This window comes from Glutamicibacter sp. BS14 (assembly GCF_056934375.1).
This window is the reverse complement of the sequence record NZ_CM167801.1, coordinates 2160333-2182555: the sequence shown is the minus strand read 5'-3', so window position 1 is coordinate 2182555 and position 22223 is coordinate 2160333. Positions and strand designations below refer to the sequence as shown.

The following is a 22223-nucleotide window of genomic DNA, read 5'->3' as shown; positions in this document are numbered from 1 at the left end:
GCCACAGCGCGTTGCACTGCGGCGAGCCGGCAGCGGGCCGGGGCCCTCAGGCGACGATCAGCGCGATGCCCACATAGGTAGTGAGCAGCGTCGCGAGCAGCCATTCTGCGGTGGAGCCCGTCTCGGCCAGAATCGGCAATGCCACCCGCCCATTGGACTTCCAGCAGCCGCCAATCAGCGGCAGCCGGCGGAACCAGCGCGGCGAGCCGATCTTGATCGGCCACAGCAGATTGCAGCCGCCGATGGTCAGCATGTCGCCCAGCACGTGCACGATCGCGCCCAGGGAGACTGCCATCAGGAACCAGAGGTTCTGCTCCGGCGCATTCATCCCGACGAAAGTCCCGGCGGCCAAGGCGATAATCCAGCACAGCAGCGGCGGCATGAATTTCATGGTCTTCACCGCGAAGGAAATCAGCAGGATCGCGAACAGCGCCGCGCCCGGGTAGACCGTGCCCAACGCCGCGGTCTGCACATCCCAGCCGTTGGCCAGCCAGGCCAGGAAGATGAAGAAGGCGATGCCGATCAGCGAATGTGTGCCGTTGCGGTGCCCGCCCGAAACCGAACCGACAATCCGCGTGAAAATGCTGGAGAACGGGGGCAGCGAGCGGGCGATCGTGGCCCCATGGTGATCCGCGTCGGGCAGCAGGGCCGCGCCAGCGCAGACGATCGCGCCGGCCAGGGTTTCCCAGCGGTCCATCTGGAAAGTTCCCAGCCCCAGGTTCACCGAACCCACGGTGACGTCAGTTGTAATTGCCAACCATGCGGCTGCGCCGCTCACCGCGTGGTGTCCACCCATCATGCATTCAACCTTAGGTCTGGTCACCGACGTTTTAGCGGTGCGACGGAGGTAAGCTGGAACACATGAGTATTGTGCGTGAAGCTGTTCCGGGCGACTGCCCGCAGATCTTGGCGATGATCCAGGAATTGGCCGACTATGAAAGGGAACCTGATGCGGTGCTCAACACCGCAGCAGACCTCCAATCCCATCTGTTCGGCCCCGATCCCCAGGTCTTCGCCCATGTTGCCGAGGATGAAACCGGGATGCTCAGGGGCATGGCCCTGTGGTATCTGACCTACTCCACTTGGGAAGGCCGGCACGGCATCCATCTGGAGGATCTGTATGTGCGCGAATCCCAGCGCGGTTCAGGCACCGGGACCGCGTTGCTGCGCACGCTGGCGCAGATCTGCGTCGAACGCGGCTACAAGCGCCTGGAATGGTCAGTGCTGGATTGGAACGAGCCGGCCATCAGGTTCTACGACGCCATCGGTTCCAGCTCCATGGACGGCTGGAGCACCCGGCGCCTGGACGGCGAAGCACTGCAACAACTTGGCATGCAAGGAGCGAGCTAATGCGCCACTACCGCGGTATGGATGTCACCGACCATCGCATCGAGGTTCCACTGGATCACGCCGATCCGCAGGGCGAAAAGATCTCGGTCTTCGCCCGCGAGATCAGCACCGGCACGGCCAAGCCCTGGCTGCTGTTCCTGCAGGGCGGTCCAGGGGGCAAATCCCCGCGCCCCGGTTCCTTGTCGGGGTGGTTGGCCGAAGCCACCAAGCACTTCCGCGTGCTGCTGCTGGACCAGCGCGGCACCGGACTGTCCACCCCGGCTAACCGCAAGTCCCTGCCGCTGCGCGGGGACTCGGCCGCCCAGGCCCGCTACCTCTCGCATTTCCGCGCCGACTCGATTGTGCGCGACGCCGAAGCCCTGCGCGAGCACTTGGGCATCGAGCAGTGGAGCACCCTGGGGCAGAGCTACGGCGGGTTCTGCACCCTGACCTATCTCTCGCTCTTCCCGCAGTCGCTCACCCGCTGCCTAGTCACCGGCGGGCTGGCCTCGCTGGATGCCGATGCGAAGACCGTCTACCGCGCCACCTACCAGCGGATGGCAGAACGCAACAGCGAGTACTTCTCCTGGTACCCCGAGGACTTCCAGACCCTGCACAGGATCTACGAGCATGTGCGCACCAATGACGATGAGCTGCTGCCCAACGGCCAGCGCGTCACCGTGCCGCTGGTGCAGATGCTGGGCATGTACCTGGGCGGAAACACCCGGGTGCACCTGCTGCATCACATCTTCGAGGAGGCCTTCAGCCACACCCCGGGCGGCGACCGCCTCTCGGATCACTTCCTCGAAGCGCTCCTGGCCCAGAGCTCTTTCGCCTCGAACCCGCTCTATGCGCTGATGCATGAAACCATCTACGCCCAAGGCGAGCCGACCAATTTCGCGGCCGAACAAGTCCTGCCGGAATTCGCCGACTTCACCCGCCACGCGGCGACCCCGCTGCTGACCGGCGAGATGATCTACAGCTGGCACTTCGCCGAAGATCCTGCCCTGCGCCCCCTGGAGGACGTGGCCCGCATCCTGGCCGAGCACGAAGGCTTCGGCCCGCTCTACGATCTGGACGTCCTGGCCAAGAACACCGTGCCTGTGGCCGCCGCGGTCTACCATGACGACGTCTATGTGGACCGCGAGCTCTCGCTGCGCACCGCCTCGCAGGTGGCCGGGTTGCAGACCTGGGTGACCGATCAATTCCACCATGACGGCATCGGCGACGATGGCCCGGCGATCTTCCGCCGGCTGCTGGCCATGGCCAACGGCGAAGACCCGGACGCCGCGGCCCAGGACAGCTAGCCCGCGCACCGGCTAGGTTAACGCGCCGGGCGCTTGAATCCCCCGGGGATTCAAGCGCCCTGCGCGTTAAGCCTTCGGCTGCTAATGGTCCAGCTTCGCGGCAACCTGGTCATTCAACCGTTGCAGCAGCGGCACAGCCTGCGCCAGAATCCGCCGTTCCTCGGCGCTGAAGGAATCGATGCCGCCGGCCAGCGAGGAAATCGCGCGCTGCCGGTAGGCTTCAATGGCCTCCTTGCCGTCGCCGGTCAGGCTCACCAGGCTGGCGCGGCCGTCCCCAGGGTCCGGTTGGCGCTGGACCAACTGGTCGTTTTCCATGCGGATGACCAGACCGGTCATGGTCGGCTGGGCCACGCGCTGCTCGATGGCCAAGTCGCCCACGCGCTGGGGGCCCAACCGGTCCAGGGTGGAAAGCACCCGCCAAGCGGTCACCGATCGGCCTTGCCCGGCCGCGCGTCCAAGCAGCCGGGACATGGTGCCCGACGCTAGTGCTACGCCGGTGGCAATGCCACTGGCTTCTGTCGATAGGTCGCTCATGGAAAATACCTTAGCAGAACAGCATAGGCACACTATGCGGGTACGGAAAACCCGCCGGGGCCAGTTGGAAGCAACTGATCCCGGCGGGCGATTGTGCGGATTACTTGGCCGCGTCCTGCTCTGCAGCTTCCGCTGCGCCGGCGAGCTCCGCGGCTTCAGCCGAAGCAGCAGCACGCTTGCCCCATGGGCTCCACAGCGACAGCACGGTTGCGATAACGATCGCGCCCAGGATGACCAGCAGCGAAACACCCACGGAAATGTCCAGCCACGCGTAATGCAGCGGCTCGCCGCCGTTGATGAACGGCAGGCTGTTCTCGTGCAGGGCGTGGAAGACCAGCTTCACGCCGATGAAAGCGAGGATGAAGCTCAGTGCGTGCTTCAGGAAGACCAGGCGGTTCATCAGGCCACCGAGCAGGAAGTACAGCTGGCGCAAGCCCATCAGCGCGAAGATGTTCGCGGTGAACACAATGAACGCGGACTTGGTCAGGCCGAAGATCGCCGGGATCGAGTCGAAGGCGAACAGCAGGTCGGTCATGCCGATGGTCACGAAGACCAGCACCATCGGGGTGAACAGCTTCTTGCCGTCGACCACGGTGCGCAGCTTGGCGCCATCGAAGTCCTTGGAAATCGGCAGCTTGGAGGTCAGCTTCTTGACCAGGCCGCTTTCCTCGTCCTCATCCTCGTCCTTGAGCTGGTTCCATGCGGTCCACAGCAAGAAGGCGCCGAAGATGTAGAAGACCCACGACCACTGCTCGATGATCGCGGCGCCGAGCACAATGAAGATTGCGCGCAGGACCAACGCGATGATGATGCCGAACATCAGCACTTCCTGCTGGTACTTACGCGGTACCGAGAAGCGCGCCATGATGATGATGAAGACGAACAGGTTGTCCACCGACAACGCGTATTCGGTGACCCAGCCGGCGTAGAATTCCTGGCCGAGCTGCGGTCCAGCCTGCGTCCAGATCACGGCACCGAAGATCAATGCCAAGGAGATGTAGATGCCGACAAAAATGCCTGCTTCCTTCATGGAAGGAATGTGCGGACGCTTGGTGACGTACAGCAGGTCTGCGATGAGCACCGCGCACAGAACAATCAGCGCGATGATCTCGAATTGAATAGTTAACCCATTAGTGCCCACGGACGAGCGACCTTTCGTTGGAGGGTATGGAAAATCGCCGCAAGTCTCTCCGCCGCCACACCAGAATTCGAAACGCTTAGATAGCTGGCTCAGTGATCGGCTGCTGTGCCCGGCGAAACATCATTGGTTCGCGTGTTGACGTCCACAGCATTGGGATACTCCCCTACGTCCAGTGATCAAGTGTAGCGCACAGGAACTGCACAGGCTTGGCGCATGTCCCAATACTGCGCTGGACAGCAGCAGGGCTACGCGTGCCCGGCAGCCTTCATCTGGCGCAATTCCTTCTTCAACTCGGACACTTCATCGCGGATCCGGGCGGCCAATTCGAACTGCAACTCAGCGGCCGCGGCGTGCATCTGCTCGGTCATTTCCCCGATCTGGGCCAGCAGGTCCTCGGCCGGGGCGGCGGCCAGCCCATCCTTGCGCACCGCGGACGAGGCCTTGGTGCGCTTGGCATTCTTCGCCAACCGGTTGTTGTTCAGCAGTTCCTGGGTGTCGGCATCCTCACGCGCCAGCTGGTCGGTGATGTCAGCGATCTTCTTGCGCAGCGGCGTGGGGTCGATCCCGTGCTCCTTGTTGTGCGCTTCCTGGATTGCCCGTCGGCGATTGGTCTCCTCGATCGCCTGGTCCATCGCATCGGTGATCTTGTCGGCATACATGATCACCTGGCCCGAGACGTTACGCGCGGCACGGCCGATGGTCTGGATCAGGCTGGTGGCCGAACGCAGGAAGCCCTGCTTGTCGGCATCCAGGATCGCGACCAGCGAAACCTCGGGCAAATCCAGGCCCTCGCGCAGCAGGTTAATGCCCACCAGCACGTCGAAGGAACCCATGCGCAGCTCGCGCAGCAGCTCCACGCGGCGGATCGTGTCCACATCGGAGTGCAGGTACTGCACCCGCACCTGGTGCTCGGTGAGGTAGTCTGTCAGGTCCTCGGCCATGCGCTTGGTCAGCGTGGTGACCAGCACGCGCTCATCGCGATCCACACGGGTACGGATCTCATCGAGCAGGTCATCGATCTGGCCCTTGGTGGGCTTGACGATGATCTCGGGGTCGATCAGCCCGGTGGGGCGGATGATCTGCTCCACGAACCCGTCGGACTTGCCCAGCTCGTACTTGCCCGGGGTGGCCGAAAGGTACACGGTCTGCCCGATGCGCTCAAGGAACTCATCCCATTTCAGCGGGCGGTTGTCCATGGCACTTGGCAGGCGGAAGCCGTGTTCCACCAGCGTGCGCTTGCGGGACATGTCGCCCTCGTACATGGCGCCGATCTGCGGCACGGTGACATGCGACTCGTCGATCACCAGCAGGAAGTCATCGGGGAAATAGTCGATCAGGCAGTGCGGGGCGCTGCCGGCATCGCGGCCGTCGATATGGCGCGAGTAGTTCTCGATGCCGTTGCAGAAACCCATCTGCTCCATCATTTCCAGGTCGTAGGTGGTGCGCATGCGCAGCCGCTGGGCCTCGACGAGCTTGTTCTGCGATTCCAGCTCCTTCAGGCGCACCGCCAGCTCGTCCTCGATCCGCTTGATCGCCTTGTGCATCCGCTCGGCACCGGCCACATAGTGGCTGGCCGGGAAGATGTACATCTCGGTCTCCTCGCGGATCACCTCGCCGGTGACCGGGTGCAGGGTGTGGATCGCTTCCACCTCGTCGCCGAAGAACTCGATGCGCACGGCCTGCTCTTCGTACATCGGGATGATCTCCACCGTGTCCCCGCGCACGCGGAAGGTGCCGCGGTGGAAGTCCATGTCGTTGCGGGTGTACTGCATGGCCACGAACTGGCGCAGCATCGCGTCGCGGTTCAGTTCCTCGCCGGTGCGCACGGTGACCATCCCGGCCACGTATTCCTCGGGAGTGCCCAGGCCGTAGATGCACGAGACGGTGGCGACCACAATGGTGTCGCGGCGGGTGAGCAGGGAGTTGGTGGCCGAGTGGCGCAGGCGCTCGACTTCCTCGTTGATCGAGGAGTCCTTCTCGATGAAGGTATCGGTCTGCGGGACGTAGGCCTCGGGCTGGTAGTAGTCGTAGTAGGAGACGAAGTACTCCACCGCGTTATTGGGCATCAGCTCGCGGAACTCGTTGGCCAGCTGGGCGGCCAGGGTCTTGTTCTGCACCAGCACCAGGGTGGGGCGCTGCACCTGCTCCACCAGCCAGGCGGTGGTCGCGGACTTGCCGGTACCGGTGGCACCGAGCAGCACGATGTCCTTCTCGCCGGCGTTGATCCGCTCGGTCAGCTGCTTGATGGCCTGCGGCTGGTCGCCGGCAGGCTGGTACTCGCTGATGACTTCGAAGGGGGCGACCACGCGCTTGATCGGCTGTGCAAGACTCATGCTTCCAGCATATCCACTTGCCCCGACCGTTGGGGCTGCGCCCTAGCCAGCTTTCAGCTTAAACCCGGGGTGCTATTTGCGCATCCCGTAGCGGATCGCATTGCGCTTGACGGTGCGCTGGATGCTGCTGCCGAAGAATCCCACGGTCATGATGGTGGCGGCAATCAGCCCCAGCAAGGCCAGGCAGCCGGAAATGTAGACCACCGGCGAATACGGCCCGGATTCGCTGGCAACGAATTCGGCGCGGCCGCCAAAACCGAGCCACAGCACCAAGGCGACGGCGAAAGCGATCAGGGTGCTCCACTTGCAGATCTTGTACATTCCTACTCCTGTGCTGGCGCCAATTGGCGGTAGAGGGCAGAAACCTGCCCCTCCAGTTCTTCCAAGGTACCGGAATTATCCAGCAGGTAGTCGGCTACGGCCGCCCGCTGGTCATCCGTGGCCTGCGCGGCCATCCGGGCCTCGGCGTCTTCCCGGGTCCAGCCGCGATCCTGGACCATGCGGCGAATGCGTTCGGCGTGCGGGGCGGCCACGACGACCACCGCGTCGAAGCTGTCCAGCTGGCCGGTCTCGACCAGCAGCGGGATGTCCTCGACCACCAGCGAGCCGGCTGGCGCTCCTTGGCGCAACTTCGCCGCTTGCTCCCGCACCAGCGGGTGCACGATCGCGTTGAGCTTGGCCCGCGCCGCCTCGTCGGCGAAGACTATCGCGCCTAATGCGGGACGGTTCAGCGACCCGTCGGCCAGCAAAACGGCTTCGCCAAACGTGTCCTTGATCGCAGCCAGCCCGGGCGTGCCGGGTTCGACCACCTGGCGCGCCAACGCGTCGGCATCGATGACTACGGCTCCCAGGGCGGCCAATTTGGCCGCGACCGCAGATTTTCCGGAGGCCACTCCCCCGGTCAGTCCCACATGCATCATGTTCCCACCCTATAAACTAAGAGGGATGAACACCAACGACTCGGCCGCGACACGGTACACGACCTTGACCAGCGATTGCGTGCACGAGCTGGAAATCAAGCGTTCGCGATTCATCACCTACCTCTACCGGGTCGAAACCGAGGCCGCCGCCCGCGCGCAGATCGCGGCCCTGCGCAAGACCCACTTCGATGCCCGCCACCACTGCAGCGCGTTCATCCTGGGCCCCGATCGCATGGCCCAGCGCTCCAACGACGACGGCGAGCCCTCGGGCACCGCCGGCATCCCGATGCTCGATGCCCTGGCCAAGCGCGAAATCGCCGACGGCAGCGTGCTCTCGGACGTGCTGGCCGTGGTGGTCCGCTACTTCGGCGGGATCAAGCTTGGCGCCGGCGGACTGGTCCGCGCATATTCCGAGGCGGTATCTTCCGGGCTGGACAATGCGCAGCTGCACCTGCGCCAGCGCATGCGGATCTTCACCTTCGCCGCCGCCCACGCCGACGCGGCCCGCTACGAGAACGAGCTGCGCGCCGCCGGCTACCAGGTCGAACCGACCCTCTGGCAGGCCGATGCCGCAATCGTGCAGATCGGCATCCCGGACACGCCCGAAGCCGCCGCGCAGCTGCGCACCGGCATCGCCTCACTCACCTCCGGCGCCGGGGAACTGGCCGCCGCCAACACGCAATGGGTTGATCTGATTTGAACTCCGCCGCCAATCCCGAAGGCACGCCCGCTGCCGCCAGCAGCCTCCAGGCCCTGCTGCCCGCCCTGCGCCGCTGGCCCGATGTCGAAGCCGCCAACCTCTACGCCGCCGACGCCTGCGACCGGCTCATCCTGGACACCTGCGCCGCCGCGGCCGGACCCTCGGACCGCTGGCCGGATGCCATCGCGGTCATCGGCGACCACTACGGCGCGCTGGCCCTGGGCGCACTGGCACTAGGCAGCACGAGCGTGCGCGTGCACACCGATTCGCTCACCGCGCGCCGGGCCATCGAGGCCAACCTCGCCCGGCTCATGCCCGAGCGGGCCGGACACCTCGAATTCTGCACCCTGGAACAGGTTGCCCAGGGCGCCAGTTCGATCCTGCTGGCCCTGCCTCGCGGACTGGACGTGCTGGGCGAACAGGCCGCCGCGGCAGCAGCCGTCGCCGATCCCGGCGCGAAGCTTTTCGCCGGGGGCCGCATCAAGCACATGAGCCGTTCCATGAACGAGGTGCTCGCGGAGCATTTCACCCGCGTCGACGTCTCGCTGGCCCGGCAGAAATCCCGGGTGCTCACCGCCAGCACCCCGCGCGCCGAACAGCCCGCCAGCAGCTTCCCGGCCACTGCCACCCACCAGGTGCGCGGCACCAGCTTCACGCTGCATGCCGGTGCCGGGACCTTCGGTGCCGCCCGGCTGGATCCGGGCACCCGGCTGCTGCTGGAAAACCTTCCGGACCTCTCCGGGCACGCCACGCTGGTCGATCTGGCCTGCGGCAACGGCGCGATCGGCATCTGCGCAGCACTGGAAAACCCGCAGCTGCGCGTGGACGCCTCGGACCATTCGGCCTCCGCGGTCGCCTCCACCCTGGCCGCCGCTCAACGCAACAACCTGGACGGTCGCCTCACTGCCGTGCAGGATGACGCCCTGGGCCGCCTGCCCGACGCCAGCGCCACCCTGGTCACGCTGAACCCGCCCTTCCACATCGGCAACACCGTCACCGCCGACATCGCGTTCAAGCTGATCGACGACGCCGCCCGCGTGCTCGCTCCCGGAGGCACCCTGCTGTGCGTGTTCAACTCGCACCTGCGCTACCGCAGCGAATTGGCCCGCCGCGTTGGCCCCACCGAACAGCTGGCCCGCGACAGGACCTTCACCGTGACTGCATCAACCCGCGCGCACTAGGCTTTTCCACAGGCCGTATTGCCGGCCGGCACGCCGCGCACCGCCTGGCGCATGCTGGGGCCATGAACAGAACTGTCAGCCAGGCGCTAGCCGGGCTTGCCCAAGCGATCAAGGACGCGCCGGCCCTCGCGGTGGACGACGCCCTGGCCGTCGCCGCGTTCATCCCCGTCCTGCACCAGACCCTGCTCTGCGCCGATCCAGCCACCGGCCCCGAGTCCCACTACCTGCACGATCCGCGCTACGCCTTGGCCCTGTCCACCGCGGCTGAAGCTTCGGCCCACCAGGCCCTTCGCACCCAGATCTACGCAGCCCACCTGGTCGATGACACCGCGGCGCACACCCTGGCCCAGGTTGAACTCGCCGCAGCCCGCCAGGGCACCACCGATTTCTCCGTCCCTGCCCAGCGCACCGGAAAGCGGCCCAGCTTCACCGGCCCTGCGGCACTGCTGGCATCCTGGCTGCGCACCGACCATTTCGAGGCCAAGCGCCGCATCCAGTCCGCCAGCCACGTCTTCGCGCAATACGACTACCAACATCAGCGGCACCAGGCACAGTTCCCTTTGCTGGCGCGGCGCTTCGCCGATCTGCGCCAGCCGCCAGCCGAAGTGCTCAGCGCGGCCCGGCGCCTGGGCGCTCTGGAACCCCAACGCGACGAATACGCCGCACCGGCCACCGCCTCGGCGCTCACCGAAGATGGCGAGCTGCTTGAATCCATCGTCAACCAGCAATTGGACGAGCCCGACCCCGGCACCCGCAGGCAATTGGTCAACAGCTTCCTGAAATCCCAGAAGGAACGCTTGGGCAAGAAGCGGCCCGAAGCCCAGGAAGGCCTGTACCGGCGGGGCGAACGCGGCGGCCTGGTCCACTACGACCTCGCCCTGCGCCCTACGCGCGCAGAACTCTTCGAATCGGGCATTTCGCAAAGCGACAATCCCCGCTCCGGTTCCGGCCAAGCCGCACGGGAGGCTTTTGCCCAGTCTCCGGGACAACGTACAGAGCAGGATGCTGCCCCTGGCACTTCCTACCAGGCCGACGCCGGAGGCCATCCGGACTTCTTGACCGATGAGGAAGCTGCCGCCAGCGAAGATCCTGTTTCCCCACCGCTTTCTCCCGCGGCACGCCGCCTCAACGGCCTGATGAATCTGCTGGAGATCAACACGAAGCGGCTCCAGGAGCTGCTGGATGCCGCGCGCAATGGCGGGACCCCCAAGGGCGCCGATGGGAATGATGCAGGCACCGTGGATGTCCCCACCATCACCCCGCAGGTCGTGGTCATGCTGACCTTGGACGAGTTGGAAGGCCGCGCGAGAACCCATGGCATCACCCAGCACGGTTTCAAGCTCGATGCAACTGACCTGCGCCAGACCCTGTCCAGGGCACGCATCATCCCGATGGTGCTCGGCGGCAGGGGCGAGCTGCTTGATATCGGGCGCAGCCAGCGCAAGCATCCGAACTACATGCGTCTGGGTGTTGCGGTGCGCGATCGCGGCTGCATAGTTCCCGGGTGCACCATGGATCCCGAACGCTGCAACATCCACCACATCTGGTTCTGGTCCGAGGGCGGTGTCACTGCGGTCTACTGGAGCGCGATGCTCTGCGACACGCATCATCATGACGTTCATGCCGGGTTGATCAAGGTCATTGCCGACGATGGCGTACCCAAGGTCATCCTGCCCAGCTTCGTCGATCCCACCCAGACCCCGGTGCGCAACAGCTACCACATGGCCAAGGCCGCCTAGTTCGCGGCAATGCGCCGGCGCCATCCGGCTAGATCAAGAAAGGGCGTCCACCGTGCACGCGGACGGCTTGGGCGTTGATCCCCAATGGACGAAGGTCGATCCGGTCGATCTCGCCCCGCTCATTATTCTCGAAAGTATCAGCCGTAACCGAATCACCGGCAGGGGTCAGAACCGCCAGGCGGCGCTTGGTTCTGGCCAGAGGCTCGCGTGCCGATGCCGGGACGTAGTAGGCGCTGGCCTGCTTCCCTCCACCGTAGAGCCATGAAACGCGCACCGCGACCGGGCGTGAGCCCCAGCCGCTGAGCCCTGCAATGACCAAGCGCTGGCCGGTTGCCTCTAGCAGTTTCCCATTCAGGTTCTCCCCATAGACCCAGGGCTGGGAGGCGATGCCCAGGAACTCTTCGGCCGAGCGCTGGTTGACCGCATGCACCCCGTGCACCGGGCACACCTCTGAGCAGAAAATGAATCGCGGATCCTCAAATTTCTGCTTGGATCCGTTCTTGTCGTCGTTGCGGCACAGGCAGGCCCCGGTTTCTTCCGTTTCGATGAGGATCGCGTTGCCATAGGCCCGCAATGACGTTGGACCAATTCGGTGGTCCGCTGGAACTTCGAGTGCGAAAAGTCCCATCGATTTCAAGCGCATCCAGCGCAGCATGCTCAGCAGCAGGCTGATGCCCAGCAGGACGGCCGCGGCGTACACGTCAAGACGGTAGCCTTCATCCAAGTCATGCAGCGAATAAACTTCCGTGCTGACCAGTTCCCAGCCCAGCCGGAGCAGCGGGTAGATCAGTGCTCCTACCGCAAGCTTCCATACCATGGGCGACATTTGCTTGGTGATTCCAAAATCGCTCTCTTGCCCCGGCGCCAAGGCGATGCCTCCTGAGGCTTCACGCTTCCAGGTTCTCAGCAGGCGTCGGAACCGTGCGTCCATGAGACCTACGGACAGTGCGAGCAGCAGGAAATAGCCCAGCGCCAGCATCAGGATCCTTTGCAGGTCCCCGGCAGGAGCCAGCAGGAAATAGATTCCGGCGGCTACGCCCAAGCCCATCCAGGGTGATTGCCGTCCGCCGCCAAAGATCATGGCCAGGACGGTAGCGACCATGGAGAAGGAGAGGATGTCCATGAAGCCCTTGTCCAGGTACGGGGAATGCAGAAGATCCGAACGGACGAAGACCACCAGTGCAACCAGCGGAAGCCAGGTCGCTACGGCAACCCAGAAATTGGGAATAGTGCGCGGTACAGTTTCCCACTCCTCGCGGCTGACCTGGCGCACCGGGATCTGCTGTCCGGCAGTTGCGCCTGCCGCATAGTCTGCCGGCGAATTTCCTGTCGTTGCCATGTGCTACTACCTGCCGTTAGTGAGTCCACCTGATCGGTGCACTTTTAGTCTAACCTCAGCAAGTATTAAGAGCAGTGCTCCTTCGGAGCTATTCCTGCCCGGCGGATGTCAGCAGAAATAATGACGTGCCAGCCATGCCGGCAAGCAAAAAACCAGTTAAACAACGAAGGTCCAACCCTTGCAGGGTTGGACCTTCGTGAATCAGCTAAAGCTAATCACGATCTCTGCACGAGGCAGAAGCCGGAATTAGTTGCCGGTCAGCTTCTCGCGCAGTGCAGCCAGTGCTTCGTCCGAAGCCAGGGTGCCTGCATCGGTGGCTGGTGCCTCCGAGGAGTACGAAGCTGGAGCTGGCTCGGAACCACCGGCAGCAGCAGGCTCTGCTTCTGCGTCGGCAGCGATAGCGGCAACAACCTGCTTCTTGTGTGCTTCCCAACGCTCCTGGGCAGCAGCGTACTGTGCTTCCCATGCAGCGCGCTGGGTGTCGAAGCCCTCGAGCCATTCGTTCGACTCTGGGTCGAAGCCCTCTGGGTACTTGTAGTTGCCGGCCTCGTCGTACTCTGCAGCCATGCCGTAGAGTGCTGGGTCGAACTCGGTGCCCTCTGGGTCAACACCTTCGTTAGCCTGCTTGAGCGACAGCGAGATGCGGCGGCGCTCCAGGTCGATGTCGATGACCTTGACGAACAGTTCGTCGCCAACGGAGACAACCTGCTCAGCCAGTTCAACGTGGCGAACTGCAAGCTCGGAGATGTGAACCAGGCCTTCGATGCCGTCTTCGACGCGTACGAACGCACCGAATGGAACCAGCTTGGTAACCTTGCCCGGTACAACCTGACCCAGTGCGTGGGTGCGGGCGAAGGTCTGCCAAGGATCTTCCTGGGTAGCCTTCAGCGACAGGGAAACGCGCTCGCGGTCCAGATCGACTTCCAGAACCTCTACGGTTACTTCCTGGCCAACCTCGACAACCTCGGATGGGTGGTCGATGTGCTTCCAGGACAGTTCGGAAACGTGTACCAGGCCGTCTACGCCGCCCAGGTCCACGAATGCACCGAAGTTGACGATGGAGGAAACAACGCCCGGACGAACCTGGCCCTTTTCCAGCTTGTTGAGGAAGGTCGAGCGAACCTCGGACTGGGTCTGCTCGAGCCATGCACGGCGGGAAAGCACAACGTTGTTGCGGTTCTTGTCCAGCTCGATGATCTTGGCTTCGATTTCCTGGCCGATGTATGGAGCCAGGTCGCGCACACGGCGCATCTCGACGAGCGATGCTGGCAGGAAGCCACGCAGGCCGATGTCCAGGATGAGGCCACCCTTGACAACCTCGATGACGGTACCGGTAACGACGCCGTCCTCTTCCTTGATCTTTTCGATGTCGCCCCAAGCGCGCTCGTACTGCGCACGCTTCTTGGACAGGATCAGGCGGCCTTCCTTGTCTTCCTTGGTCAGGACCAAGGCTTCGACGCTGTCGCCAACGGTGACAACTTCACCTGGGTCAACGTCATGCTTGATGGAAAGCTCGCGGGAAGGGATGACACCTTCGGTCTTGTAACCGATGTCGAGCAGAACTTCGTCGTGGTCAACCTTGACGACGGTGCCTTCGACGAGGTCACCATCGTTGAAGTACTTGATGGTGGCGTCGACTGCGGCCAAGAAGTCCTCAGCAGATCCAATGTCGTTGATTGCGACGACTGGTGCGCTGTTGTTCTCGTTCGAGGTGATGGTCATGTAGTAGGGACTCCGATGTGGATAGATTTGATCAGTCGAAACCCCGGAAGTCCCGGAATTTCGAAGGGGGTAGAACATGAATGCGGACATGACGAAGCCATGGCACGCTGTTCAAGTCTACGCGCCTAGCACACCGCGGGTCAAAGCGTAACCCGCTAACATCCTCGCCAGCATTTTGTGAACTTCGTCATATCAACCGGATAATGCGACCCGTCCCACTAGAAACCGTGCGGCGTGAAACCCTCGCGAGCCACGCTGAACAAGTGAACCCAGTCCCCCGCAGCTCCCCCGCCGACCAGTTCGGCGCGTCCCGAATCCAGCAATTGGTCCAGCTGCACGGTGCCCAGGTACAGTCCAGCCAGCTCCCGCTCCGAAAGCGCCACGCGCGGCAGCCCGGAGTCGGCCTGCCCGTCCTCAATCCGGCTCACCGTGGCGCGGGAATCGGACACCTCGAAGAGGTAGGTTCCGGAGATCAGCTCCAGCCGGTCGCTCACGCTCAATAGCAGCCGGGCATCGCGCTGGTAGCCGCGCGCTTGGAAGGCGGCAACAACATCGAGCACGCGCAGCCACAGCACATCGTCAATGGAACGCACGTGGTAGTCCCGCACGTTCTCCAGCACCTGGCGCAGTGGATCGGCCACCGGGCCTTGGCCATGCACTTCTTCCACCAGATCATGGTTGCCCAGGTACTCGAAGAGCTTGATGCGCGCGGCGTCGCTGGTGGCCACCAACTTGTGCACCACCAACTTCGCCTTGGGCTCGTCCCAGCCGCCGAACTTGTAGGTGGCGAATCCGCCGAGCTGGCCAGCGTCATCGTAGTAGGCGGCAAAACGCAGGTTCTTCGGCTTTTCCAGGGTCTCCCAGGTGTCCCAGCGGCCCAGGGCAAAGCCATTGTCGAACTCGGTGCTGTCCACGGAGCCGAAGGTCTGCTCGAGCGCGCGCACGGCCAGCGCGGCATAGCCGGGCCCGAAATGCTGCGGATCGGCATCCACCACCCGGCCGGGTACCTGCACGCGCAGCTTCACCCCGTGGGCGCACTTGAGCGTGAATCGGCTTTGGTAGGTAGCTGGCTCGAAGCCGTACCGCCCGTAGATCGTCGCTTCCGACGCGGTCAAAGCCGCAATAGGGAAACCCGCCTGCTGGGCATAGGCCAGGTCGGCGGTGATTTGCCTGGACAGGATGCCGCGGCGCCGATAGCTCGGCGCGACGGTGACCGCGGAGATCTTGTGCGTTGCCACCGGCGCCTCGCCGCCGGCATTGAGCAGCCCGGGGAATGCTCCATAGGTGTGCACCGGGTAGGTTGCATGGCGCGAGTGCGGTTCGGCCTGCTGATCGAACACCAGGGAGAAGCGCATTTTCTGCGCATAAGTCAGGTCCAGGTAGTGCGTCCAATTGGGCTCTTCGGGCAGCTGCTCGTAGAAGCCGATCCCGGTGGCCTGATGGAACAGCTTGATCGATTCGTCGAGTTCCGGACTGCGGATCGCAGCCTGGCAGGTCCGGGTTTCCAGCTGCGGCGGGGTCTCTGGTCTCATCGTGCTCCTTGGCGAGGAAATCGGCTGATCACAGTCTATGCGCCTGTCCGGCCGGCGCAAGGGGTGCATTCACCAGGCAGCGGAGAGCGTGGTGAACCGCAGGCCGGAATCCAGCACCTGCCCCAGCCCGAGCGCCACGCCCTTGGCAGTACCCGAGGCGGGCTGGTTGAAGTGCCCGATGCCGACGTCCCCGGCGGCCAGCTGGCGGACCTGGGCGGCCACGGCTTGCGCGCCAAAGGTCGCCCCGGCGTCCAGGTTGACGGTGAAGTTCATCGGCACCACGCCCAGGTCCCGGCACATTGCCGCGCCGGCTTCGTCCATATGGGCGGTGCCGGAGCGGAAGAATTTCGCGGTGATGCCGAATTGGTCGGCAAGATACCGCTGGTTGCCCATCACCTCGTCGTAGGCCTGGCCGATCGACTCCGTGCCCCCGATGCCGTAGGCTGCCTGCCCGGAAGTGGCCAGCGGGGCGTGGCTGGTTCCGTGGTTGGCGATCTCGAACAGCTCGTCGCTTACCAGCTCGTCCATCAGCCGCGCATTGGCGCGTGCCCAGCGTTCGTTCACGAAGAGGGTCGCGGGCACCTGCATAGCACGCAAGGCGTCCAGCAGGGCCCCATCCACTCCCGAGCCCCGGGGTCCCCCGCAGGCATCGAAGGTCAACGCCGCGGCGGCATTGCCCTTGGGCAGGCCCAGCTCGATGCCCGGGACTTCCAGCCCGAACTGCCCTGCAGGAACATTCTTGAACTTTTCCATGACCTGGCTCCGGCTCGGATACACCGTCTGGAGGCTGGCGGTAGGCCGGGGCGAAGCAGTGGCGGTGGGCGAAGGACTCGCCATTGCCGAGGCCGACGCGGACCCGGCTCGTTCCGCCGGTCCGCCGGTACTGCAACCGGAGACCACCGCGGCGGCCAGCGCCCCCAGCCCCAGGCTTCCGGTTTTCAGCGCCCAACGGCGCGAGTAGTGCTCCAAGTTCGTCTCTTTCCCCAAGCCCATTCGATCCTGCCGAAAGGGGCAGGAACACCCGCGGTGCCCCTGCCCCTTTCGATTGCTGCCCCTAGTGCGCGGCGTCGTGCCAGGTCCGGCCGATGCCCGGCTGGACATCCAGCGGCACCAGCAGAGCTGCGGCCTGTCCCATTTCGCGGGTCACCAGCTCCTGCACTGCTTCCAGCTCCCCCTCGGCGATCTCCAGGATGAGTTCGTCATGGACCTGCAGCAGCATCCGGGACTTGTACTGCCCAGCGCGCAGTCCCTCATCGATGCGCAGCATGGCCACCTTCACCAGGTCGGCGGCCGAACCCTGGATCGGGGCGTTCAACGCGGCACGCTCGGCGATGTCGCGCAGCCGGCGATCCGAGCTGTTCAGCTCCGGCAGGTAGCGGCGGCGTCCGAAAATGGTTTCGGTGTAGCCATCCTTGCGGGCCTGGTCGACGACCGAACGCAGGTAGGTGCGCACGGCACCGAAGCGGTCGAAGTAGTCCTTCATCAGCTTGCGGGCCTCGTCCACGCCGATCTTCAGCTGCTTGGACAGCCCGAAGCTGCTCAGCCCATAGGCCAGGCCGTAGCTCATCGCCTTGACCTTCGAGCGCATCTCCGAGGTGACCTCGTCCGGCTCGACGTTGAACACGCGCGAACCGACATAGCGGTGCAGGTCCTCGCCGTTCTGGTAGGCCTCGATCAGCCCCTCGTCTTCGGAGAGGTGCGCCATGATGCGCATTTCGATCTGCGAGTAGTCCACTGTCAGCAGGCTCTGGTAGCCGGCCCCGACCATGAAGACGTCGCGGATGCGACGGCCCTCTTCCGAACGCACCGGGATGTTCTGCAGGTTCGGGTTCAGGCTGGAGAGGCGCCCGGTCGCGGCCACGGTCTGCGCATAGGTGGTGTGGATCCGGCCATCATCGTGGGTGGCCTTGAGCAGGCCGTCCACGGTCTGGCGCAGCTTGATCGCGTCGCGGTAGGCCATCAGCGCGACCAGGAACGGGTGCCCGGTCTTGACCAGCAGATCCTGCAGCGACTCGGCATCGGTGGTGAAACCGGTCTTGATCTTCTTGGTGCGCGGCAGATCCAGCTCTTCGAACAACACCACCTGCAGCTGCTTCGGGCTGGAGAGGTTGACTTCGTGGCCGATCGCGGCGAACGCGTCGTTGGTGGCCTGGTCCACCTGCTCGGTGAAGTGGGCACGCAGTTCGTTCAGGCGATCCACGTCCACTGCCACGCCGGCGCGTTCCATCTCGAAGAGTACCGGAATCAGCGGCAGCTCCATCTCGGCAGCCAGTTTGTCCGCGTGCTTCTCGGCCAGCTTGGTAGCCAGGTAGGCGGAGAGGTCGTGGATGGCCTGCGCCTGGGCCAACGTTGGCTCGGCAAGATCCGAAGTGAGCCCCAGATCCAGTTCGCCCTTCTTGGCCTGATGCACCGGCACGGCGTACTTCAGGTGGTACTGCACCACGTCCACCAGGTCGTGGCTGCGGCGATCGGGCTGGATCAGGTAGGCGCTGATCAAGGTGTCGTCCTTGACGCTGGCGATCCGCAGCCCGCGCTCGATGAGCAGGTGCATGGCGGCCTTGGCATCGTGGAAGAGCTTCGGCGCGTTCTCATCGGCCAGGAACTGCGCAAGCACGCCTTCGGTGGCTTCATCGAGTTCGGCCAGTTCCAGCCAGAGGGCTTCCGACCCGCGGAAAAGGGCCAGACCCACGGCTTCGCCGTCAACCGCAGCAGGCTGGATTGCGATCGGCGCGCCCTTCCCGGCCCCGATGAATCCGTCCAGTGCGTCGGCATCGGCGCCGAGCACCCGGGAGAATTCGGCAACTTCGGGTGCCGCTTCCTCTTCCTGGGCTGCAAACAGGTCGAACAGGCGCTTGCGCAGGGTGTTGAATTCCAGCGCGTCGAACAGGTTCTCGATCTCTTCGCGGTTCGGGGCTTCGAGTTCCATCTGATCGAGCGTGACCGGGAGTTCCAGGTCGTGCTTGAGCTGGTTCAACCGGCGGTTGCGGGTCACGTTGTCCACGTGCTCGCGCAGCGACTCGCCGACCTTGCCCTTGATGTTCTCCACATTCTCCAGGATGCCAGCCAGGTCCCCGTAGAGGTTGATCCATTTGGCGGCGGTCTTCGGCCCCACGCCTGGCACACCGGGCAAGTTATCCGCGGTTTCGCCGACCAGAGCCGCCAAATCCGAGTAGCGCTCGGGACGCACGAAGTACTTGGCTTCCACCGCTGCGGCATCCATCGGCGGGATATCGCTGATGCCCTTCTTCGGGTACAGCACCAAGGTCTTGTCGGTGATCAGCTGGAAGGCGTCGCGGTCGCCGGACACCACCAGCACGTTGAAACCGGCTTCTTCGCCCTGGGTGGCCAGCGTGGCCAGGATGTCATCGGCCTCGAAGCTCTCCAGGGTGATCGAAGGGATGTTCATCGCCTTCATGACTTCCTGGATCAGATCGATCTGCCCGTAGAACTCTTCGGGCGTCTTATTGCGTCCGCCCTTGTACTCGGTGTACTCCAGCGAGCGGAAAGTCGGGGTGTCCAAGTCGAAGGCCACCGCAACGTGGGTGGGCTTTTGCTGGCGGATCATCGTCAGCAGCATCGATACGAATCCGTGCACGGCATTGGTGTGCTGGCCGGTGCTTGTTGCGAAGTTCTCTGCAGGCAGCGCATAGAACGCGCGGAAGGCCATGGAGTGTCCGTCAATAATCAGCAGTCTCTTGTCCGACGAAGCAGTCGGTTTGGTAGTTTCGCTCACACCTGAAAGCCTAGTTGCCATGAGCGACAATTTCACTTCTCGAACCACGCAATCTTCGGCACATCCGTTTGCCGCGCAGCTGGCCCGCCACGGTATTCCCGAATCCATGTGGCCCTACCTGCTGCACAATGGCGTGGGCGAACTCGTGGAGAAACTGGAAATCATCTTCACCGGGTTCGAACCCCAGCGCGTTGCCGCCACCATGCCGGTGGCGGGCAACACCCAGGTCTACGGCATCCTGCATGGCGGCGCTTCGGCGGCACTTGCCGAAACCCTCGGTTCGATGGCCGCTGCGCTGCACGGTGCCGGCCGGGCCAACCCGGTCGGCGTGGATTTGAACATCACCCACCACAAGGCCGGGCGCACCGGGCTGGTCACCGGGGTATGCACGCCGGTGCATCTGGGCCGCAGCAGCACCTGCCATGAGATCGTGATCAGCAATGAGCAGGGCCAGCGTGTCGCGACCGCTCGCATCACCAATATGCTGCTGCCGGTCGAAAACTGATCCCCGCAGGCGCCGTTCGCGCCAAGCGCGGCGGATCCGGCTTTTCCGGAGCGCTGGCCCTGGCCGGCTGGTCCCCTTGGCCGTTTAGCCGATCGCGTAGCGCGAGAGGAAGATATCCGCGCCGAGCTCGGTGATCCCCAGGGCCGAGAGCTGCGTGCTGATCCCGCGGCCAAAGATATTGGCCCCGTCGCCCAGCACCTCCGGAACGGTGACCAGAAGCAGCTCATCGAGCGCATCGGCTTCGACGAACGCTCCAGCCAGGTCGGCACCGCCAACCACCCACACGTCCCCGGCCCCTGCGCTCTGGGCGATGTCCCGGCTCCAGAAGCCCACCTCGCCGCGGATGAAGGTCAGGTCCGCTCCGGGCAGTGTCGGCAGTTCATGGTGTGTGAAGACCCACACCGGCTTCTCGCCGAACACCCACGGCACGGTTCCCTCGGCAGCATCACGGACGATGTTCTCGTAGGTCTTGCCACCGATCACTACGGCGCCGACGCTCCCGAAGAACTCGTCGAAATGCTTTTTCACTCCCGGCTGCGTGGCATAGGGGATGAACCATTGGACGCTTCCGCTGCGATCGGCGATAAAACCATCGATGGAGGCACCCACGTAGTACTTGAAGCTAGTCATGGCTCCAGTCTAGGGGTGCCTCCATCGAAGGCAATATCAAGTTGTCGAGGGACCCGAAAATCGTGTCGGATCCACCCGCAGCCGCGAGCAGTTCCTAGTGGCTCGAGGAGAAGCCCAGGATCGCTTCGCTCAGCTGCGGCACGATCAGCACCACGCCGAAGAGGACGATCAGGCCGCAAATCGCGAAGCAAGCGTAGGCTCCGGCATTGCTCAGGCTCTGGTTGCGGCCCTCGTCCTTGGCAACTGCCAGCAGGCGGACGCCGAAGGAGTAGGCCGCCACGATCGCCATCGCGGAAAACCAGGTGATGGCGGCGACGATGAGAAAGGCTGTCCAGTCAATCATGAATTATCGGCTTCCTTCTGCGCTGCGGCAGCCTTGGCCAGCTTGGCTTCCGCCTTGGCCTTGGCACGGCGTTCCTTCTTGGTCAGGATGTTCACCGCTGCGCCCGAGTTATCGATGTCGGAAATGTTCGACTCGTGGTCATGCGGCTGCTTGCGCGAGAGGAACCAGATGGTCAGCATGGCGCCGGTGCCGGCGATCGCGACAATCACGATGCCGATGGTGCCCAGGTGGGTGATCGCTGCGGCCACGCCGCCAACGGCCGCGGCTGCTGGCAGGGTGAACAGCCAGCCCAACGCGATGCGTCCTGCGGTGCCCCAGCGGACTTCGCCGCCCTTGCGGCCCATGCCCGAACCGATCACGGAGCCGGAGGCTACCTGGGTGGTGGACAGCGCGAAGCCCAGGTGCGAGGAGGTCAGGATCGCCGAAGCGGTGGACATCTCGGCTGCGAAGCCCTGCGCGGGCTTCACGTCGGTCAGGCCCGAACCCATGGTGGCGATGATGCGCCAGCCGCCGGTGTAGGTACCCAGCGCGATGGCGAAGGCACAGGTGGCAACAACCCAGAACTGCACGCCGGAGTCGGAATCCTGCAGGCCAGAAGCCACCAGGGTCAGGGTGATGATGCCCATGGTCTTCTGCGCATCGTTAGTGCCGTGGGACAGCGCGACCAGCGAGGAAGAGAAGATCTGCCCGTAGCGGAAGCCCCCGCGCTTGGGCGCCGCTCCATTCTCGCGCTTGGTGATCGCGTAGGCCAGCTTGGTGCACAGGTACGCGGAGATGCCGGCGATCACCGGCGCGCACAGGGCCGGAAGCAGCACCTTGGAGAGCAGCACGCTGTAGTTCACCGAGGCGAAGCCTGCACCGACGATCGCGGCGCCTACCAGGCCGCCGAACAATGCGTGGGAGGAGCTCGAAGGCAGTCCCAGCAACCAGGTGAACAGGTTCCAGATCACGGCGCCCATCAGGCCGGCGAAAATCATCGCCGGCCCAATAGCCACGCCCGAGGTCGGGTCTTCGTTGATGATGCCACCTGAAATGGTCTTCGCTACCTCGGTGGAGAGGAATGCGCCAACCAGGTTCAGAATTGCGGCGAGGGCAACTGCCTTCTTAGGGGAAATTGCTCCGGTTGCGATTGGGGTGGCCATCGCATTGGCCGTGTCATGGAAACCATTGGTGAAGTCGAAAAACAACGCCAAGGCAATGACCAGGACGACGATAAGCGTCAAATCCATTGAATA

General features: G+C 64.1%; 21 protein-coding genes. 7 read left to right on the top strand and 14 right to left on the bottom strand.

Going from position 1 to position 22223, the window contains the following annotated elements:
• Window positions 1-46: 46 nt before the first annotated feature.
• Complete coding sequence (locus tag AC1Z36_RS10355; protein ID WP_483561243.1) at window positions 47-799, bottom strand: metal-dependent hydrolase; 753 nt, start codon at window positions 797-799, stop codon at window positions 47-49.
• A gap of 62 nt (window positions 800-861) precedes the next feature.
• Between AC1Z36_RS10355 and AC1Z36_RS10350 the strand changes: the two genes are divergently transcribed.
• The gene (locus AC1Z36_RS10350) at window positions 862-1350 is read left to right on the top strand and encodes an N-acetyltransferase family protein (RefSeq protein WP_483561242.1); all 489 of its coding nucleotides are present in this window, start codon (window positions 862-864) and stop codon (window positions 1348-1350) included.
• Entirely contained in the window at window positions 1350-2636 is a 1287-nt protein-coding gene (locus AC1Z36_RS10345; protein ID WP_105656687.1) for an alpha/beta fold hydrolase, read from the top strand. The genes AC1Z36_RS10350 and AC1Z36_RS10345 overlap by 1 nt, the downstream gene beginning before the upstream one ends.
• 81 nt (window positions 2637-2717) lie before the next feature.
• Here the strand turns inward: AC1Z36_RS10345 and AC1Z36_RS10340 are convergent, their stop codons facing one another.
• The 5 genes from AC1Z36_RS10340 to coaE all read right to left on the bottom strand — a co-directional run bounded on the left by AC1Z36_RS10340 (window position 2718) and on the right by coaE (window position 7564).
• Window positions 2718-3170 carry a MarR family winged helix-turn-helix transcriptional regulator gene (locus AC1Z36_RS10340; protein WP_105656688.1) on the bottom strand — a complete coding sequence of 151 codons (453 nt, stop codon included), beginning with the start codon at window positions 3168-3170 and terminating at the stop codon, window positions 2718-2720.
• Window positions 3171-3270: 100 nt separating this feature from the next.
• Window positions 3271-4311 (bottom strand): TerC family protein, encoded by a 1041-nt coding sequence (locus tag AC1Z36_RS10335; protein WP_105656689.1) that lies wholly within the window; start codon window positions 4309-4311, stop codon window positions 3271-3273.
• 245 nt (window positions 4312-4556) lie between these two features.
• Window positions 4557-6644: an excinuclease ABC subunit UvrB gene (gene uvrB, locus AC1Z36_RS10330; RefSeq protein ID WP_105656690.1), complete on the bottom strand. Its 2088-nt coding sequence runs from the start codon at window positions 6642-6644 to the stop codon at window positions 4557-4559.
• Window positions 6645-6716: 72 nt separating this feature from the next.
• Window positions 6717-6965, bottom strand: a complete 249-nt coding sequence (locus tag AC1Z36_RS10325) for a hypothetical protein (RefSeq protein ID WP_105656691.1) — start codon at window positions 6963-6965, stop codon at window positions 6717-6719.
• A gap of 2 nt (window positions 6966-6967) precedes the next feature.
• Window positions 6968-7564 (bottom strand): dephospho-CoA kinase, encoded by a 597-nt coding sequence (gene coaE / locus AC1Z36_RS10320; RefSeq protein WP_105656692.1) that lies wholly within the window; start codon window positions 7562-7564, stop codon window positions 6968-6970.
• 25 nt (window positions 7565-7589) lie between these two features.
• Here coaE and AC1Z36_RS10315 point away from each other — a divergent pair, with 25 nt between their 5' ends.
• The 3 genes from AC1Z36_RS10315 to AC1Z36_RS10305 all read left to right on the top strand — a co-directional run bounded on the left by AC1Z36_RS10315 (window position 7590) and on the right by AC1Z36_RS10305 (window position 11184).
• Window positions 7590-8264, top strand: coding sequence for an IMPACT family protein (locus tag AC1Z36_RS10315; protein ID WP_105656693.1), 675 nt, complete (start codon window positions 7590-7592; stop codon window positions 8262-8264).
• The gene (locus AC1Z36_RS10310; RefSeq protein ID WP_332486755.1) at window positions 8261-9445 is read left to right on the top strand and encodes a class I SAM-dependent methyltransferase; all 1185 of its coding nucleotides are present in this window, start codon (window positions 8261-8263) and stop codon (window positions 9443-9445) included. The genes AC1Z36_RS10315 and AC1Z36_RS10310 overlap by 4 nt, the downstream gene beginning before the upstream one ends.
• 62 nt (window positions 9446-9507) lie before the next feature.
• Entirely contained in the window at window positions 9508-11184 is a 1677-nt protein-coding gene (locus tag AC1Z36_RS10305; RefSeq protein ID WP_332486753.1) for an HNH endonuclease signature motif containing protein, read from the top strand.
• Window positions 11185-11212: 28 nt separating this feature from the next.
• Here AC1Z36_RS10305 and AC1Z36_RS10300 read toward each other — a convergent pair whose 3' ends face one another.
• The 4 genes from AC1Z36_RS10300 to AC1Z36_RS10285 all read right to left on the bottom strand — a co-directional run bounded on the left by AC1Z36_RS10300 (window position 11213) and on the right by AC1Z36_RS10285 (window position 16530).
• A complete protein-coding gene (locus AC1Z36_RS10300) occupies window positions 11213-12523 on the bottom strand; it encodes a hypothetical protein (protein WP_105656695.1) in 1311 nt (436 codons plus the stop codon).
• 246 nt (window positions 12524-12769) lie between these two features.
• A complete protein-coding gene (rpsA, locus tag AC1Z36_RS10295) occupies window positions 12770-14245 on the bottom strand; it encodes a 30S ribosomal protein S1 (protein ID WP_013349277.1) in 1476 nt (491 codons plus the stop codon).
• 218 nt (window positions 14246-14463) lie between these two features.
• Window positions 14464-15777 (bottom strand): GNAT family N-acetyltransferase, encoded by a 1314-nt coding sequence (locus AC1Z36_RS10290; RefSeq protein ID WP_166650792.1) that lies wholly within the window; start codon window positions 15775-15777, stop codon window positions 14464-14466.
• A gap of 69 nt (window positions 15778-15846) precedes the next feature.
• Window positions 15847-16530, bottom strand: a complete 684-nt coding sequence (locus tag AC1Z36_RS10285) for a polysaccharide deacetylase family protein (RefSeq protein ID WP_388022341.1) — start codon at window positions 16528-16530, stop codon at window positions 15847-15849.
• Between AC1Z36_RS10285 and AC1Z36_RS10280 the strand changes: the two genes are divergently transcribed.
• Window positions 16517-16738, top strand: coding sequence for a hypothetical protein (locus AC1Z36_RS10280; protein ID WP_286134100.1), 222 nt, complete (start codon window positions 16517-16519; stop codon window positions 16736-16738). The two genes, AC1Z36_RS10285 and AC1Z36_RS10280, sit on opposite strands and share 14 nt — an antisense overlap.
• A 93-nt stretch (window positions 16739-16831) precedes the next feature.
• On the opposite strand, the gene polA is transcribed toward AC1Z36_RS10280, so the two are convergent.
• Window positions 16832-19444: a DNA polymerase I gene (polA, locus tag AC1Z36_RS10275; protein ID WP_483561962.1), complete on the bottom strand. Its 2613-nt coding sequence runs from the start codon at window positions 19442-19444 to the stop codon at window positions 16832-16834.
• Between the two features lie 85 nt (window positions 19445-19529).
• On the opposite strand from polA, the gene AC1Z36_RS10270 reads away from it, so the two are divergent.
• Window positions 19530-20015: a hotdog fold thioesterase gene (locus tag AC1Z36_RS10270; RefSeq protein WP_105656699.1), complete on the top strand. Its 486-nt coding sequence runs from the start codon at window positions 19530-19532 to the stop codon at window positions 20013-20015.
• 84 nt (window positions 20016-20099) lie between these two features.
• Here the strand turns inward: AC1Z36_RS10270 and AC1Z36_RS10265 are convergent, their stop codons facing one another.
• The 3 genes from AC1Z36_RS10265 to AC1Z36_RS10255 form a co-directional block, all read right to left on the bottom strand.
• Window positions 20100-20645 carry a dihydrofolate reductase family protein gene (locus tag AC1Z36_RS10265; protein ID WP_105656700.1) on the bottom strand — a complete coding sequence of 182 codons (546 nt, stop codon included), beginning with the start codon at window positions 20643-20645 and terminating at the stop codon, window positions 20100-20102.
• 94 nt (window positions 20646-20739) lie between these two features.
• Window positions 20740-20988, bottom strand: coding sequence for a hypothetical protein (locus AC1Z36_RS10260; RefSeq protein ID WP_105656701.1), 249 nt, complete (start codon window positions 20986-20988; stop codon window positions 20740-20742).
• Entirely contained in the window at window positions 20985-22217 is a 1233-nt protein-coding gene (locus tag AC1Z36_RS10255) for an inorganic phosphate transporter (RefSeq protein ID WP_105656702.1), read from the bottom strand. The genes AC1Z36_RS10260 and AC1Z36_RS10255 overlap by 4 nt, the downstream gene beginning before the upstream one ends.
• Between the last annotated feature and the right edge of the window lie 6 nt (window positions 22218-22223).

Coding starts and splice junctions, on each gene's coding strand:
- AC1Z36_RS10290 (WP_166650792.1), bottom strand. CDS start 15,777: ATGAGACCAGAGACCCCGCCGCAGCTGGAAACCCGGACCTGCCAGGCT.
- uvrB (WP_105656690.1), bottom strand. CDS start 6,644: ATGAGTCTTGCACAGCCGATCAAGCGCGTGGTCGCCCCCTTCGAAGTC.
- AC1Z36_RS10260 (WP_105656701.1), bottom strand. CDS start 20,988: ATGATTGACTGGACAGCCTTTCTCATCGTCGCCGCCATCACCTGGTTT.
- AC1Z36_RS10285 (WP_388022341.1), bottom strand. CDS start 16,530: ATGGAAAAGTTCAAGAATGTTCCTGCAGGGCAGTTCGGGCTGGAAGTC.
- AC1Z36_RS10345 (WP_105656687.1), top strand. CDS start 1,350: ATGCGCCACTACCGCGGTATGGATGTCACCGACCATCGCATCGAGGTT.
- AC1Z36_RS10325 (WP_105656691.1), bottom strand. CDS start 6,965: ATGTACAAGATCTGCAAGTGGAGCACCCTGATCGCTTTCGCCGTCGCC.
- AC1Z36_RS10315 (WP_105656693.1), top strand. CDS start 7,590: ATGAACACCAACGACTCGGCCGCGACACGGTACACGACCTTGACCAGC.
- AC1Z36_RS10255 (WP_105656702.1), bottom strand. CDS start 22,217: ATGGATTTGACGCTTATCGTCGTCCTGGTCATTGCCTTGGCGTTGTTT.
- AC1Z36_RS10355 (WP_483561243.1), bottom strand. CDS start 799: ATGATGGGTGGACACCACGCGGTGAGCGGCGCAGCCGCATGGTTGGCA.
- coaE (WP_105656692.1), bottom strand. CDS start 7,564: ATGATGCATGTGGGACTGACCGGGGGAGTGGCCTCCGGAAAATCTGCG.
- AC1Z36_RS10300 (WP_105656695.1), bottom strand. CDS start 12,523: ATGGCAACGACAGGAAATTCGCCGGCAGACTATGCGGCAGGCGCAACT.
- AC1Z36_RS10270 (WP_105656699.1), top strand. CDS start 19,530: ATGAGCGACAATTTCACTTCTCGAACCACGCAATCTTCGGCACATCCG.
- AC1Z36_RS10350 (WP_483561242.1), top strand. CDS start 862: ATGAGTATTGTGCGTGAAGCTGTTCCGGGCGACTGCCCGCAGATCTTG.
- AC1Z36_RS10305 (WP_332486753.1), top strand. CDS start 9,508: ATGAACAGAACTGTCAGCCAGGCGCTAGCCGGGCTTGCCCAAGCGATC.
- AC1Z36_RS10265 (WP_105656700.1), bottom strand. CDS start 20,645: ATGACTAGCTTCAAGTACTACGTGGGTGCCTCCATCGATGGTTTTATC.
- AC1Z36_RS10340 (WP_105656688.1), bottom strand. CDS start 3,170: ATGAGCGACCTATCGACAGAAGCCAGTGGCATTGCCACCGGCGTAGCA.
- polA (WP_483561962.1), bottom strand. CDS start 19,444: ATGGCCTTCCGCGCGTTCTATGCGCTGCCTGCAGAGAACTTCGCAACA.
- rpsA (WP_013349277.1), bottom strand. CDS start 14,245: ATGACCATCACCTCGAACGAGAACAACAGCGCACCAGTCGTCGCAATC.